This is a genomic window from Streptomyces sp. NPDC001027 (genome assembly GCF_040299045.1).
GTDB lineage: Bacteria > Actinomycetota > Actinomycetes > Streptomycetales > Streptomycetaceae > Streptomyces.
On the sequence record NZ_JBEPBI010000214.1, the window covers coordinates 1 to 13,342 of the forward strand.

Here is a 13,342-nt window from a genome sequence, read left to right on the forward strand (position 1 = left end):
ATTCCGCGACCGGCCGTCCTGGCACGTCGAGACCCGTGAGCCCGGCCACGGAGGGCCGCCGCGCGCCGCCGGCACCATCACCGTCGAGGACAAGATCGACACCCTGGCCCGGACCGGCGGGTCCGGGCGGATCCGCAACGTCCTGGCCGAGCTGGACCTCATCAAGGGCAGCCTGGACCCGGGCGCGGCCGAGACCGTCCGCGCCCGGCTCGCCGAGGTCCTGGGGACCATCTCCTCCACCGCGCCCGCATCGCCCCGGCTGCAGGCGCGCCTGGACGGCGAGCCCTTCGACGCCCACCGCATCACCATGTTCGAGAACCTCGCCGCAGGACTGGCCGCCCTGCCCCCGGAACCGGCACCCGCTCTGGGAGGCGCCGCCCGGTGGGAATGGCTGGCGTTCTTCGAGGCCTACTTCTCCAACTTCATCGAAGGCACCGAGTTCGGCGTCGAGGAGGCCCGCCGCATCGCCGTCGACGGCGAGATCCCCGCCGCGCGCCCCAAGGACGCCCACGACGTCGCCGCCACCTTCCACATCCTGTCCGATCCCGCGCTCGCCGCCCGCAAGCCGCGATCCGGCGCCGATCTGCTGGACCTGCTGCGCGATCACCACCGCCTCCTCATGGCCGCCCGCCCCGAGAAACGGCCCGGCGAGCTCAAGGAGAAGGACAACTACGCCGGCGGCTACCGGTTCGTCGAACCGGACCTGCTGACCGGCACCCTCAAACGCGGCTTCGAGGTGTTCTCCCCGGTCACCGACCCGCTGCACCGGGCCGCCGCCGTGATGTTCCTGATCACCGAGTGCCACCCCTTCGACGACGGCAACGGCCGCGTGGCCCGCATCGTCGCCAACGCCGAGCTCACCGCCGCCGGCCAGATCCGCCTGGTCATCCCCACCGTGTACCGCAACAACTACCTCGCCGGACTCACCGCGGTCAGCAACCAGGCCGGCCGCGGGGAATCCCTGCTGTCCGTCCTGCGCTTCGCCCAGCGCTGGGTCGCCGCCGTCGACTGGAGCAGCTACGAACAGGCCGACACCGACATCCGCGCCTCCCACGGATACACCGACCCCGGCATCGCCGAGTCCACTGGGCAGCGTCTGCGCATCCCCGGCAGGTAGCACGCTCGACCGGCTGCCGAGGCATCCCCTGGCGGGCCACCGGGGTGAGAGTGGCGCCCGGGGCGCGGTGATGTACGCCCCAGGCGCCCGGCGGTGCGTCAGTATCGGGAACGGAACCACAGGAGGATGAGGCTGACGGCACCGCTTCCCAGGGCGGAGGCGGCGCTCTGCGCGAAGTACTGGTGCAGGCGCCAGGTGATGATCCGCCGGCGGATCCGACCCCACCAGGGCTCGGGCTGCGGCCCCGGCGTGGGGCCCTTGTTAGTCTTCATGCGAGGTCTTCTTTCCAGTTGGCCTGCGCTGGGAGCAGTCATCCGACAGATACGCCTGGGTAGGGCGTCGGGTGGCAGCTCCTGTTGCGCAGCCGGGCCTTGTTACCCGGTGTGAGAAGCGTGCCGCACGACCACGATCGCCGCTGAAGGGCTCAACGATCTTGCAGATTCACGTACTTGACTCTGCGCCAACCATGTTGGTTCTCAACTCCCTTGAAATAACGCCCATTTGAGGTGCCGGGCTGTTGCAGAGCTGTGACAGAGCGGCCCGCCAGCGGCCCTGGTTCCACGCTTTTGCCCCACTTCACGCCCGGTCTGGTCCGGGTCGGCATCGCCGCCTGGCAGTACCTCCGCATCGCGCAGCAAGCTCACGGGCTACCGGCTGGTCGCGGCAAGAACGGCAGACGAACAACAGGGCGCCGAGAGTGACGAACATGGAGGTGAGGGCGATGAAGACGAACGTGAAGGTGGTGATGAACATGGAGGTGAGGACCGGCAGCAGCACATGCAGGCCGACGGCCGCTTCCAAGGCCAGCCGGTCTTCTCGGCGGTACCCGCCCGCTGGATCAACGAACAGGTCCGCAGCACGGAGCTGATCACAGCACCGTGGACAGGCACCGCTCGCTTCTCGGGGTTGAGCTGGGACTTCGCGCCGCAGACGAAACGTACGTCGCCTGCGGTCGCCGTCCGGTGGAGGTCGCGGGAGCAGGGCGGGCGCTGCCACCATCGGCTCACCGCGACCGGGCGTGCCCCGGGCCGCGGCCGTCCCGCCGCATCGTCTGGAGGCACCATCATGTCCGCTCCCCCGCCCACCACCGAGCCCGTCGGCACCCGGGCTACCGAGGCCGCCTCTGGCAGGCTCGGTGCGGGCGAGGCGGCCGTCGTCATCACCGTGGTCGCCGCGGTGACCGTGCTCGCCGTCCTTCAGCGCCCGATCCCCCTGGTGCTGACCCTGCTCGCGGGCGCCGTGGGACTGATGCTCGCCGGGCGCCGCGCGGGCCGGCTCCTGACCGCCGTCGCCGAGCTCGCCGCGGCCGTCGGCGGCCGCGGGTGAACCGTCGAGCGGCCGGCCCGGTGGAACGGGCCCGGCTGCGCGGCTGGTTGCGCGCGGCGAAGGGGCGGCGCACCTTCGAGTCCCTCGCGCTGCGGGCCAGCTCCCGGAAGATGGCGGTCTCGGCATGCACGCTGCGCCGGGCCCTGGACGGGCGGCTTCCCACGCTGCGGACCGTCCTGGCGTTCGCCCGGGGCGCGGACGAGGAGGAGGCCGCGCGGCTGTGGGCGGCCGCCGGCGCCGCGGCCGCCGTACGCCCCGCGCCCGCGCGGAAGCCAGCCGCGTACGTGCCCGGGTGCGGCATCACCACCCGGGCGGGACTGGCCGCGGCCATGGAGAAGGTCAGGACGGCAGCTGGCGGGCCAAGCCTGCGTCAGCTGGCCGGCTCGCCCGAGGCTGCGGGCAGGTTCTCGCGCAGCGCCCTGCACAACGCCCTGGCTGGGCGGCGGCTGCCCAGCGAGGAGTTACCGGCCGACTTCGCCGCGGCGTGCGGCGCCGGGGAGGCGGTCACCCGGGCGCTGCTCGCGGCCCGCGCGCGGGTCCTGGCCGGCTCCCCGCCGCGGCCGCGGGCGGGGTACCCGTGCGAGATCGCGGAGGAGGCCGAGTACCGGCGTGAGCGGGACGCAGCCGTGCGTCACTGGGTCCGGGACGAGGACGAACTCAACTGGTACGACCGGCAGTTGCGCGAAGAGGAAGAGGCCGAGCACCGGCGGGCGGCGGCCTGGGCCGACGACCTCGCCGACGACGAGTTGAAGGAGCTGCAGCAGCGGGCGCGGGACGCGGCCGACGCAGGGCGGCCGAGCCTTCGCGCCGAACTCGCCACGCACACCCGGACGGTGAGCGGATCCGGCGGCTGATGGTCGCGGGGTGCCGCCGTTACGGCTGCGCGTGCTGGTCACGGGCCGAGCGGCGCGCGGCGCGCAGACGGTGGCCGTCCGCGGTGTCCGGGATCCGGAGGCGGCCGGGATCCATGGCCACGAGGCGGGCCAGGGCCGCTTCCTGCCCCTGGGGACCGTCCCGGTAGGCGGTCTGCAGCCGGTACAGCGCCTTGTAGCAAGACGCGTCGGCGCTGGGCACCATGTGCAAGGTGCCGCGCAGGAACCAGCCGTGTACGACGCTCCAGTCCTCTTCGAGGGCCCGCCGGACATCGGCGGCGGTGAGACCGTTCGCCCGTACCCGGATGCCGAGCCCGGCGGCCCGGACGTCTTGCGCCTGCACGGCGAGGGCCCGCTCGACTACCTCGGCCGCCGAACCTTACCTGACACCGCCGCCGATGCCCTGCCCATGGCCGCGCAGGGCCCTCGCCTGATGATGATCGAGTAGGCGCATGGGTACGAAGGTACACAGAGCCGATGTGGCCCGGTCACGGGTTCAGTCGTGTGTGCCGACGCCCGTGATCTCCGCCGTGCGGTGGCGCCGTCGGACCGCGCGGTGTGCCGACGCCAGTGCCACACCCAGTGCGACGACGACGGCGTACAGCACGGCCACGGCCACTGCGACGTTGATCGCGCCGAACCGGGAGGGGCGCAGGAAGACGTAGGGCATCGTTGCCGCGCCCGACCACGACAGAGTGCCGACGACGGCCAGGTAGGCGGTGGGCCACCAGGTGAGCCGGGTGGCCTCGCGCCAGGTGGCGGCGAGGGCGTACGGGGTGAGCAGGAACTCCACGACCACCAGGGCCGGCGCTGCGCCGTGCAGGAGGACCGTCGCCGTACGTGCCCACGCGTCGTCGTGGGCGCCGAACCAGGTGCCTGACGGACTGCTCGGTGCGATCACCGTCATATAGACCAGCGAGGAGAACACCACCCCGACCACGGCGGCACCCCGGACCCGGTCGGCCCGGACGCTGTCGGCGGGCCCGTGCGGCAGGCCCAGGAGCATGACGGCCGTGGCCAGCACCGCCGAGTCGACCGTGAAGTAGAGAAGTGCGGGCGTCGGGTCCGTTCGCTGGACGAACTGGCAGACCACGCCCAGCGTGAGCGCCACCGCGGCCATCGCCCGGAACCACGTGGCGGCCCGGCCCGGTCCGGCAGGAGGGGGAGAGGCAGAGAACGTGCGGGTCATGAGGGGGGTGTCCTCAACTCGTGGGCCAGGTTGGTCGTGGCAGAGCCGACGGCCGACAGCGAGTGCCAGAAGGCGTGCGGGCCGGGGACGGTCAGGAGGCGGGCCTCGATGCCCGGGCCCTCGGCGGCGGCCGTCACCAGGTTGTGTACCGCCCGGCGCGGTGACAGGTCGCTCTGCTCGCCACGCACCACGACCAGGCGGCGCGTTCCCCGGACCGGGCGTCGTACGGCGGCGCCGAGGTCGTCGGAGAGGCGGCCGGCGCGCAGCGCGTTCGCGAGGAGCAGCAGGTCGGTACGGCGCAGGGTGCGCGGCGCCGCGTCCGTGCGGGCTTCCAGGGGCGGGACTGAGCCCGCCACCGTCGCCGTCTCGGCGAGGCAGGGCCCGATCAGCCGGTTCTCGCGGCGCACGGCCGCCACGAGGGCCGCAGCGCTCCACCGCTGGACGGCGACGGGTTCGACCAACACGACGGTCTCCACCGGCGGCCCTGTCTCCGGCGTACCGGAGACGGCGGCCATGGCGGCGGCGAAGGACGCCCCGAGGGAGTAGCCGAGCACGCCCGGCCCGCCGCGCGTCCCGCCGTCGGATCCGGTGATCTCGGTCGCCGCGCGCAGCATCCGTCGCGCGGCTGCCCTGAAGTCGCCTCGCAGCAGAGCGCGTCGCTCCTCGGGGAGCAGGCGTGAGGCGGCGAAACCGGCGCCAGGTGTCTCCACGACCACGAGCCGCGCGCGCAGCACCGCGGCCATCAGCCGGAACCGCTGCATCTCGAACGGTTCCACGAACGCCAGGAAGCCCTGCGCGACCACGAACGTGGGGTCGTCGCCGTCGCGTCGGCCGTCCACGACGCCGAGCAGGATCTCGCCGCCCGGCCGGCCCGTGGTGTCCACGCGTACGGACCGACAGGCGGGATACGCGGTCATGGGGGTGATCGTCACGGGAGGTCGCTCTCCGGCGCGAGCGCGCGGTAGTACGTCAACGCGGCGCGTACGTCCTTGGCGTTGAAGAAGGTGTCGTACGCGCCCGCTTTCACGTAGTCCAGTACGGGGTTGCGCTCCGCCCAGGTCTTCGCGGAGATGCCCGCCGAGAGGTCCGGCCAGTCCGAGGTGTCGTTGCCCCAGGCCTGGACGAACGCTTCGAGGTCGTTCTGCCACTGCGTCATCATCGGGAAAAATGTCTTCTCGTTGTCGACCCGGAACCGCAGGCCCAGCAGGCGGCGGACGGCACCCGCGACCTGGGTGTGCGCCCGGGGGCCGTTGCACTCGCGGTAGCAGCGCAGCCAGTCGTACGCCTCGGTCAGGTGCCGGCGGTTCAGGCAACTGTCCATCAGCCGGCGGAAGGGTTCGGCCGAGTCGCTCATCTTGCGGTGGGACGCTTGGAGGTGCGCGTGTTCCCCGTCGGGGTCGAGGAGGACCCGGCGCAGGATCTCCGGCGGCTCGTCCACGTTCAGCGGCTCGGCGCCCAGCCAGACGGAGGACGCGGCCAGGAACAACTGCGCGTGGCCGTGCGGCAGTTCGGTCATGCCGTACACGTTCATCAGGGGCGCGTGCTGCTTCAGGTACAGCATCACGCCCATGCCGGTGCGCACCTCGACCGGCTCGTCGTACAGGGCGGGATCGGTGATCGTCAGCGGGCGGTAGTTGGGGCTGGACGAGGTGTTCAGGTGGAAGTCGACGATCGCGCCGTCGAACTCCGCAAGGTCGTCCGGGCTCAGGTCCAGCAGCCGCTCCGGGTCGTCCACCATGTTGAACTCCAGCTCGCCGGGTACGGACACCTGCTCGTCGAACACCCGGCTGCGCTTGCCCTGGTCGTCTACCAGGAGATATTCCAGTGTCATCGTGTGGACCCCCTCTTGAGCCTCGGCGGACGGACACTCCATACGCCGCGAATTTCCTTGCCCCCGGCCACCTCGGTCTGCGTGATGTCGCCGCCGAGCCGGCGCAGCCGCCCCCGCATGACCGCCAGTGTGCTGCCGTCGGGGCACCACGAGGCGGCCGGGATCAGCGGGAGCGGGTCCCGGACGCTCAGATGGATCATCCCGTCCGAGATCTGCCCGGACACCGAGACCGGCCGGTCGTGGATCTCCAGGCGTGCCATCGCCTGGGCCGCGTTGGCCACCACCGTGGTGATCAGCTGGCGTACGAGTTCCCGGTTCTCCGGGCGCAGTTCGCCGAGGCCGAAATCGGCGGTGACGCGCAGGGAGTGGTCGCGCCCGAGCTGTTCGACTATCCCCTCCAGGGTGATCTCCCTGCCCTGGGCCTCCCAGGCGTACTCGTCGACCATCTCCTTGACCAGGGTGAGCTTCGGCGCGAGGTCGGCGGCGTCGATCTTGTGCTCGGGGCTGACCGAGTCGTCGCGGGCCAGCGCCCTGCTCAGTGAGCGGATCGCGTTGAGCGTGTCGTGGAAGTCCTGCGCCAGTCTGCTGCGGGCCTCGGTCATCGCGACGGCGGCCTCCTCGCCACTGGCACGCAGACAGCGGTCGTAGTCGCGCATCTTCAGGCCGACCGCGTACGGCAGTAGGCACACCGCCCAGGCCAGCGGAACCATGTCGGGCTGCCACCGGCCCAGGTGGACGGACAGGCCCACGAAGACCGCCAGCACCCCGGTGAGCAGCAGCCAGCCGTACGCCCGCAGCGTCACAAGGATCCAGGGCAGGCTCTGGTTGGCCGAGTAGTAGGTGCCGTCCGTGAGCACGTGGTAGATCCCCGAGTTGGCGTACGCGAGCGCCACCGCCAGCGCGGCGACCTTGACCCAGCCGGGCCGGCCCGGGCCGGTGAGGAAGAGTACGGCGACGATGTTCGCCGGTACGGCGATCCCGCCCAGCAGCCCGGTGGCGTTGAGCAGTGTGCGCTCCCACTGCCAGTTGTCCTGCCAGGCCAGCAGCGCGCGGGTGAAAGCGAATCGGGCCGTTCCGCCGCCGTGGGCCTGGCCGTCGAGGTGGATCTCCAGGAGTGTCTGCGTCACACCCACGGACAACAGGGCCCAGGCGGCGGGCCGGACACCGTCGGCGAGTGCGAACAGCACGGCGAGCACCACCAGCAGGAACCCTCGGGTCACGAACGGCCGGATCCGGTCGTGGCGGTGGATGCGGGTCGCCGTCACCCGGGTCGCCCAGTGGCTCATCGGGGCCGGGGCGCCCAGGTCCCGCAGGATCTGGGCCCAGGGATTCAGGGGCCGGTGCGGCGCGGGCAGGAAGTCGACCAGCGACAGCCGGTCCTCCTGCTGGGACAGCGACATCTCATGTACTCCCGTGACGTCCGTCGGGCTTCGGTGCTCTCATCAGCGCTTCTTCGGCGCCCTCAGTGTGGAACAGCCCTCCCGCCGGGGGTCGTGATTTTCGCGACCCCACCGAACCGGGCCGTGAACCGGGCACTACCGGGATCCGAACTGGCCTCACCGGGACCCGCGTTGGCGCGAACGGGCGCTGAACTGGCCCGCTCGTGATTTCCACGAGGCGGCCGGAGAGCCGCCCGCTATTCCTTTCCTCCACGGTGGGCCACGGTCTTCGGCCGGTCCCACACCGCAAGCGGCGACGGAGGAATCCATGGCCATCACACGAGGACGGCGCAGGCCCCGGCGGAACTGGCCGGTCTGTGCCGAGACGGGCAAGCGGCGACTCGGCGAACGCAAGGACGCCAGGCTTCTCCTGGTGGCGGCGCGGGCGTCCAGGGCACGAGCCGAACGCGACGGCGTGCGCGCCGAGTGGACGGTGGTGCGGGCATACCGCTGCCGGTACTGCGCGGGCGGCTGGCACCTCACCTCCGTCGCGCGTCGAGGAGGTGCCGCGTGACCGCCATCTCCCGGACCCTTGCCCCGGCCCTGGTTCTGGCGGGCCTCGCGGCGGGCGTCCTCACCGCGTGCGGGTCCGTACCCGCCCCGGCACCACTGACCATCGCCGTCACCGGAAGCATGGCCGAACCGGCACCGTGGGCCCCGGTCCTGGAGGATCTCGCGGTGGACCACGCCCTGCGCGCGGCCGATCCCGGGGACGGGACGGTCTCCGTGGTCGTGTCCACCGACCCGGAGGTGACCGAGGTCGATCTGACGCCCCTGCGCGACGCATCGGAGGTCGAACAGGACCCGGCCACCGCGCGGCGGAAGGTCCTGGCGAAAACGGCGCGGCTGCGCTCGGCCCTGACCGCGAACATGCCGGACGCGGACGGACTGGACCTGCTCGGCACCTACCGCCGGGCCCTTGGGACGACCCCGGCCGACGGCACGATCGTCCTGGTGTCGTCCGGTGTGCAGACCGTCGACCCGCTGGACGTCCGCACGCTCGGCTGGGACTTCGACGCCGCCGCCGTGGTACGCGACCTGCGCGGCCGGGGACTCGTCCCCGACGCGAGCGGCCGGTACATCGAGTTCGTCGGCCTGGGCATCGCGTACGGCACACAGCCGGGTCTGCCGCTGCCTGCGGCCAGGCGGATCACCGCGCTGTGGCGGGCGGTGTGCGCGGCCTCGGGGGCCGCGTCCTGCACGGTGCGCGACGACGGTGACGGTGTACCGCTGCTTCCGTCGGCGTCGGGCCGGCCCGTCCCGGTGGTGCCGGTGGCCGCGACCCCCACCTCCTGCGCGGGCACCTTGGTCGTTCCGGCCTCGGTCACCTTCGCCGCGGACGACGCGACCCTCCGCGCCGGCGCGGACCGCTACCTGAAGCCGGTCGCGGACAGCCTCAGGGGCTGCCCCGCCGGCCGCGTCGCGCGGATCACCGGCCACACCGCCCAAGTGGGCGGCGGGCCGGACGGGTTCGCCCTGTCCGAGGCGCGGGCGCGTGCCGTCCGCGACCGGCTGGTGCGGCTGGGCGTGGACCCCGGACTCCTCGGCCCGGTCGAGGGGCTCGGCTCCACCCGGCCCGTCGTCGACAACCTGCCCGGCGGCGTCTTCGCCGAGCCGTTGGCCCGCCAGAACCGGCGGGTCGAGATCACCGTCACCACGAAAGAAGGACCCGACCCGTCATGACCGACACCAACACCACCGCCAAGGCCAACACCGACACCAAGGCCACCGCCCGCATCCCGGGCACTCAGACCCTCACCTCGGTCCTGGGGCTGGGCCCCATGCCGTTCACGAAGATCGTCCGCTGCCATGAACTGGTCGGCGAGGCGCGGAGGATCGGGCGCGAGCGCCCGGCCGGGGAGTGGACCAACTCCGAGGACAGCCTGCGCGGGGCCGCCGAGCGCCGCGCCGACGCCTGGGCCAAGGCGGAGGCCGCCCGGACCGTCGAACCGACGGTGGCGACGATCAAGGGCCTGCACGCCGAGGCCCGGTTCATCGACCACCAGATCGCCGCGCTGCGCGAGCGCCGCTACGTCGGTCCCCACGGCGAGTCCTACACCTCGGACGAGGCCCATGGACGTCACGCCGAGTGGACAGCGCTCGTCGAGGAGCAGGAACGGGACGGTTCCAAGGCGCACCGGCGGGTCTCCGCCCGTGTCAAGAGGATCCTGCTGACGCTTCTCGGGCTCGACGTCGTGATCCTGACCTTTCTGATGGCCAAGTTCCTCAACGTGGACTTGCGCCGGTTCTGGCTGACCTCCGACGGCGTCCTCAGGGGCGTCACCGCACTGCTGTTCGGGCTGCTGGGCACGCTCGGGGTCGCGCTGGCCATGAAACTGTTCGGCAGACGTCATCGCGAACACCGGGCCGCGCACGGCGGGTGGGACTTCTCCAGGGCAGGGGCGAAGACCCTCGTGGCCGAACTCCTCCTGTGCTGTCTCATCGCCGTGTTCCTCGGCGCGGCCATGGCCTGGCGGATCATCCTCGACGGGCCCTCTGACCAGCGCTTCCTGACCGCCGTCATGGCCGCGCTGTTCACCCTTGTGATCAGCGGGGTGGCGTACCTGTCGTACCAGTCGGAGTTCGCGGACGGTTCGACGGTGACCGAGGCGCTCGACGTGCTCGCTCCGCAACTGCACGGCACCCGGTCGACCGAGACCGCGCTGCGCGCCCGGCGCGAGATCGTGGGGCGGCAGGCCGCCCGCCTCGCCGGTCAACTGACCCGTGAGGTCACGCGCGTACGCACCGAGGCGACCCGCATGGTCGTGGAGAGCACCCAGGACAAGGCCATCCGCTACGCCCGCTCGATCCACCAGCACAGCGGCTACGGCGGCTCCCTCGCCGCACCGCGCCTCATCCTGGCCGGTCTCGACCTGGCACTCACCCAGGCGGCCAGGTGGACCGACGACGGCCTCGACCCCACCACCGCACCCGCAGCCGGCGACGACGACCCGGGTCTGACGGTGGTCGCATGAGCCTCTGGAACAAGACCGCGAGTCTCTGGGACAAGACCAAGAGGGCCCGGGCCATCGGCGGCGCCGTCGCGGCCATCGCCGGGTCCGGCCAGGCCCCGCCGCCCGCGAACATGCCCGCCTACCTGCGACAGCAGTACGCCAAGTACGGCAAGGTCCGTGACGAGCAACTCGCCCGCGACATCAAGCGCCTGACCACGCAGACCCGCCAGCCCACGACCGCGCTCGGCCGAAGAGCCTCACGGAACCTGCGCGGTACGAAATAGATGCAACCGGACAGTCGCCGAACCCGGATGGAGGCAACCGGGTCCGGCGGCTGTCGGGCGTCGCACGAAAGCTCCCCTCGTGACCGACCGCCGCCGGCGTCAGGGCGTCAGGATGTCCGGCCGATGAGGTCGCGGGTCTGGTGGGCGTGGTGGTAGACGATCAGGCCCGGTGGGGGTTTGGGGGTGAAGGACGTGGTCTTCTGCGGGACGCGGACGCCCTGGACGGCCGGTCGCCAGATGTCGTCCTCGGTGGGCGGGGCCAGCAGCACGAGGGTGCCGGAGGGCGGCAGTGAGCCGGACAGGTCATCGTCGTGGAGAAGCACGGTGCCCTGCACGAGCCCAACTTCGTTGTCACAGAGAGACGTTGTCCTGGCTTCGATGGCAACCGTCCCGACGTCGCTGTCACAAGTCACCCGCGCCGCACACCCCGTCACCACCCGGCCCGGTCCGGCGGACACCCGGCAGGCGCAGCCGTAACAGCCCCTACTCCTCCGCCGCCGCCGCCATCAGACGTCCACGCGCGCCTCAGCGGCTATGGCACCCCGCACCGGATCTCACCGACTGTCCGGTGAGCCGGGTCGGGATGGTCCCGGAGTCAGCGAACGGGATCGGGAAGCGAGTCGAAGAAGCGAGCGCGGGCGAGCTCCACCCCCACCTCAACCGTCCCCGTCCGGCCATGGCGGTTGTGCAGCACGAGGAGCTCAGCGCGCTGCACAGCCGCTTCGGGCAGTCCGTGACGCGGGAAGAGGTCCGCAGGGTAAAGCTCGGGATCGGGTGAGCGGTCGTAGAACCCCGTGCGGTGCTGCGGGTCGTAGTAGGCGGGCCGGTGAAGCAGGATGACCGTCTCCGCGTGGCTGAGCAGGGCCTCGTCGTTGCTGAGGTCGGTGAGCCGGGGCCGGTGGTCGTCCCGTAGTTCCGGTGCCCGGGTGAGCTGTTCCACGATCACCACGGCAGCCTCCAAGCGGGTCGCCAGCTCGTGGAGATCCGCCACGACACGGGCGACCTCGTCCGGGCGGTCCCCCGACGCACGCTGCTGCAGAGCGCCGCGCATCAGGCCGAGGTAGTCGACGACCAGCAGGTCCAGATGTCCGTGCCGGCCCACCACGGTGTCGCAACTCCGCCCGATGTCGGCGACGGTAGGGGTGGTGCCATCACCACCGAAGCTCAACAGCGCGTTTCTGTCGGCGTCCTCGGCAGCCGCGCGAAGGAGGTCACGCTCGGCAGGATCGAGGTCCCGGCGGCGGATCCTCTCGGTGAGCACGCCGGTTTCCGCGGCGAGCGTCCTGTGCATGAGACCCTCGTTCGACATCTCCAGGGAAGCAACCTGGGCGGGACGGCCCTGACGGAAGGCACAGTCACGGGCCATGGCCAGGGCCAGCATCGACTTGCCCATCGAGGTGCGGGCAGCGACTGCGGTGACCCGACCGGGCCGCAGTCCGCCACCGAGGAGTTCATCGAGCGCCGTCAGGCCCGTCCGGACACGAGACTTCGGCACGTGTTGCTTCACCGTGCTCCGGTGACTGCCCTCGCCGGACCTGGTGCTGCGGCGGGCATCGGTCTTGCGCGCGGTTACGAACCACCGAGTTCCATTCCAACGTGTCAGGCCCGTGGTCCCGTACACGTCGTCGCTCACAACGTGACCATGCCGGGGAAGCGCTGTCGTTGATGCGCGGGCACCTGGGGTTCAACGCCCCTTGTGGTCCACGGGACCGGGCAGAGGCTCACACAGGCCGACACAGCAGCGGCCATCGCAGGACAGAGTAGCGGAGCAACACCCCCCGGGACCGCCGCACACCTGCGGTGTACCGCTCGGAGTTGGTCGTAGACCGCTGGTGGTGTCGGACTCCGCATCACACGGTCGGAGCACAGCTCGCCGAGATCTCGACGAGCAGGTCGGACAGCAGGCGGGCGATGCGGGGTGCGTCATATCCGGCGTTCAGCACGATCAGGACCTCCGCGTCGCCCGGCTTCCACTGGCCCGACGCGACGAGCCGCTCGACGACGCCGCGGGCCCGCGCCCGGTGGAAGTCACCAGGGCGTGCCCCCTGCCGGGGGCCGCGCGGGGGCGAGTTGCCTCCGGGAGCGGTGGCGGTGGTGTCGCGGGAGGTCACGGGGCCGCTCTCGTTAACAACAACAGGGCCTGGTCAGGGCGTTGTTGGTACGGACGTCCCATTGTCAGACCCTGCCGGTAGCGTCGTTGATGTCGCGGGCCCACAACACGCCGAAGAGCCCCTGAAAACACGGTCCTTGCTTGGCGGCTGGCCGTGTCCCAGGAGCTCCAGGCGTCATGGTCCCTCAATCCCCTCGCACGGGCAGCAGGAGGAACCTTG

14 protein-coding genes and 2 pseudogenes are annotated in these 13,342 nt (G+C 71.7%); 7 read left to right on the plus strand and 9 right to left on the minus strand.

Annotated features, from left to right (window positions below; all coding sequences use genetic code 11):
- Positions 1-1,117 (plus strand): Fic family protein (locus tag ABT300_RS34470; RefSeq protein WP_351684315.1); only part of this gene is annotated, 1,117 nt, incomplete at its 5' end.
- Positions 1,118-1,215: 98 nt separating this feature from the next.
- On the opposite strand, the gene ABT300_RS34475 is transcribed toward ABT300_RS34470, so the two are convergent.
- Positions 1,216-1,389 carry a hypothetical protein gene (locus ABT300_RS34475; protein ID WP_351684318.1) on the minus strand — a complete coding sequence of 58 codons (174 nt, stop codon included), beginning with the start codon at positions 1,387-1,389 and terminating at the stop codon, positions 1,216-1,218.
- A gap of 793 nt (positions 1,390-2,182) precedes the next feature.
- Here ABT300_RS34475 and ABT300_RS34480 point away from each other — a divergent pair.
- Positions 2,183-2,443, plus strand: coding sequence for a hypothetical protein (locus ABT300_RS34480; RefSeq protein ID WP_351684321.1), 261 nt, complete (start codon positions 2,183-2,185; stop codon positions 2,441-2,443).
- A complete protein-coding gene (locus ABT300_RS34485) occupies positions 2,440-3,297 on the plus strand; it encodes a hypothetical protein (protein ID WP_351684324.1) in 858 nt (285 codons plus the stop codon). Before ABT300_RS34480 ends, ABT300_RS34485 begins: the two co-directional genes overlap by 4 nt.
- A gap of 19 nt (positions 3,298-3,316) precedes the next feature.
- On the opposite strand, the pseudogene ABT300_RS34490 reads toward ABT300_RS34485, so the two are convergent.
- The 5 genes and pseudogenes from ABT300_RS34490 to ABT300_RS34510 all read right to left on the minus strand — a co-directional run.
- Positions 3,317-3,664: pseudogene (locus ABT300_RS34490) on the minus strand (DNA glycosylase AlkZ-like family protein); the annotation flags it as partial.
- A gap of 147 nt (positions 3,665-3,811) precedes the next feature.
- Entirely contained in the window at positions 3,812-4,504 is a 693-nt protein-coding gene (locus ABT300_RS34495) for a Pr6Pr family membrane protein (protein ID WP_351684327.1), read from the minus strand.
- Positions 4,501-5,421 (minus strand): hypothetical protein, encoded by a 921-nt coding sequence (locus ABT300_RS34500; RefSeq protein WP_351684330.1) that lies wholly within the window; start codon positions 5,419-5,421, stop codon positions 4,501-4,503. The genes ABT300_RS34495 and ABT300_RS34500 overlap by 4 nt, the downstream gene beginning before the upstream one ends.
- Positions 5,422-5,432: 11 nt before the next feature.
- Positions 5,433-6,335: a hypothetical protein gene (locus tag ABT300_RS34505; RefSeq protein ID WP_351684333.1), complete on the minus strand. Its 903-nt coding sequence runs from the start codon at positions 6,333-6,335 to the stop codon at positions 5,433-5,435.
- On the minus strand, positions 6,332-7,735 hold the full coding sequence (locus ABT300_RS34510; RefSeq protein WP_351684336.1) for a sensor histidine kinase: 1,404 nt from the start codon (positions 7,733-7,735) through the stop codon (positions 6,332-6,334). The genes ABT300_RS34505 and ABT300_RS34510 overlap by 4 nt, the downstream gene beginning before the upstream one ends.
- Before the next feature lie 307 nt (positions 7,736-8,042).
- On the opposite strand from ABT300_RS34510, the gene ABT300_RS34515 reads away from it, so the two are divergent.
- The 4 genes from ABT300_RS34515 to ABT300_RS34530 are packed head-to-tail and all read left to right on the plus strand — an operon-like array spanning position 8,043 to position 11,012.
- Positions 8,043-8,288, plus strand: coding sequence for a hypothetical protein (locus ABT300_RS34515; protein WP_351684339.1), 246 nt, complete (start codon positions 8,043-8,045; stop codon positions 8,286-8,288).
- Positions 8,285-9,457 carry an OmpA family protein gene (locus ABT300_RS34520; protein ID WP_351684342.1) on the plus strand — a complete coding sequence of 391 codons (1,173 nt, stop codon included), beginning with the start codon at positions 8,285-8,287 and terminating at the stop codon, positions 9,455-9,457. The genes ABT300_RS34515 and ABT300_RS34520 overlap by 4 nt, the downstream gene beginning before the upstream one ends.
- Positions 9,454-10,749 carry a hypothetical protein gene (locus ABT300_RS34525; protein ID WP_351684345.1) on the plus strand — a complete coding sequence of 432 codons (1,296 nt, stop codon included), beginning with the start codon at positions 9,454-9,456 and terminating at the stop codon, positions 10,747-10,749. Before ABT300_RS34520 ends, ABT300_RS34525 begins: the two co-directional genes overlap by 4 nt.
- Positions 10,746-11,012 carry a hypothetical protein gene (locus tag ABT300_RS34530; RefSeq protein WP_351684348.1) on the plus strand — a complete coding sequence of 89 codons (267 nt, stop codon included), beginning with the start codon at positions 10,746-10,748 and terminating at the stop codon, positions 11,010-11,012. The genes ABT300_RS34525 and ABT300_RS34530 overlap by 4 nt, the downstream gene beginning before the upstream one ends.
- 107 nt (positions 11,013-11,119) lie before the next feature.
- Here the strand turns inward: ABT300_RS34530 and ABT300_RS34535 are convergent, their stop codons facing one another.
- The 3 genes and pseudogenes from ABT300_RS34535 to ABT300_RS44615 form a co-directional block, all read right to left on the minus strand.
- Positions 11,120-11,347: a hypothetical protein gene (locus tag ABT300_RS34535; RefSeq protein WP_351684351.1), complete on the minus strand. Its 228-nt coding sequence runs from the start codon at positions 11,345-11,347 to the stop codon at positions 11,120-11,122.
- Positions 11,348-11,607: 260 nt separating this feature from the next.
- Positions 11,608-12,507, minus strand: coding sequence for a DnaB-like helicase C-terminal domain-containing protein (locus tag ABT300_RS34540; protein ID WP_351684354.1), 900 nt, complete (start codon positions 12,505-12,507; stop codon positions 11,608-11,610).
- A 329-nt stretch (positions 12,508-12,836) separates the two neighbouring features.
- Positions 12,837-13,021, minus strand: a pseudogene (locus ABT300_RS44615) (NF041680 family putative transposase); the annotation flags it as partial.
- Positions 13,022-13,342 lie beyond the last annotated feature (321 nt).

What these genes read in the sequence shown, in the direction of transcription:
- ABT300_RS34475 (WP_351684318.1), bottom strand. Translation starts at nt 1,389, where the DNA reads ATGAAGACTAACAAGGGCCCCACGCCGGGGCCGCAGCCCGAGCCCTGG.
- ABT300_RS34480 (WP_351684321.1), top strand. Translation starts at nt 2,183, where the DNA reads ATGTCCGCTCCCCCGCCCACCACCGAGCCCGTCGGCACCCGGGCTACC.
- ABT300_RS34505 (WP_351684333.1), bottom strand. Translation starts at nt 6,335, where the DNA reads ATGACACTGGAATATCTCCTGGTAGACGACCAGGGCAAGCGCAGCCGG.
- ABT300_RS34495 (WP_351684327.1), bottom strand. Translation starts at nt 4,504, where the DNA reads ATGACCCGCACGTTCTCTGCCTCTCCCCCTCCTGCCGGACCGGGCCGG.
- ABT300_RS34530 (WP_351684348.1), top strand. Translation starts at nt 10,746, where the DNA reads ATGAGCCTCTGGAACAAGACCGCGAGTCTCTGGGACAAGACCAAGAGG.
- ABT300_RS34510 (WP_351684336.1), bottom strand. Translation starts at nt 7,735, where the DNA reads ATGTCGCTGTCCCAGCAGGAGGACCGGCTGTCGCTGGTCGACTTCCTG.
- ABT300_RS34515 (WP_351684339.1), top strand. Translation starts at nt 8,043, where the DNA reads ATGGCCATCACACGAGGACGGCGCAGGCCCCGGCGGAACTGGCCGGTC.
- ABT300_RS34500 (WP_351684330.1), bottom strand. Translation starts at nt 5,421, where the DNA reads ATGACCGCGTATCCCGCCTGTCGGTCCGTACGCGTGGACACCACGGGC.
- ABT300_RS34525 (WP_351684345.1), top strand. Translation starts at nt 9,454, where the DNA reads ATGACCGACACCAACACCACCGCCAAGGCCAACACCGACACCAAGGCC.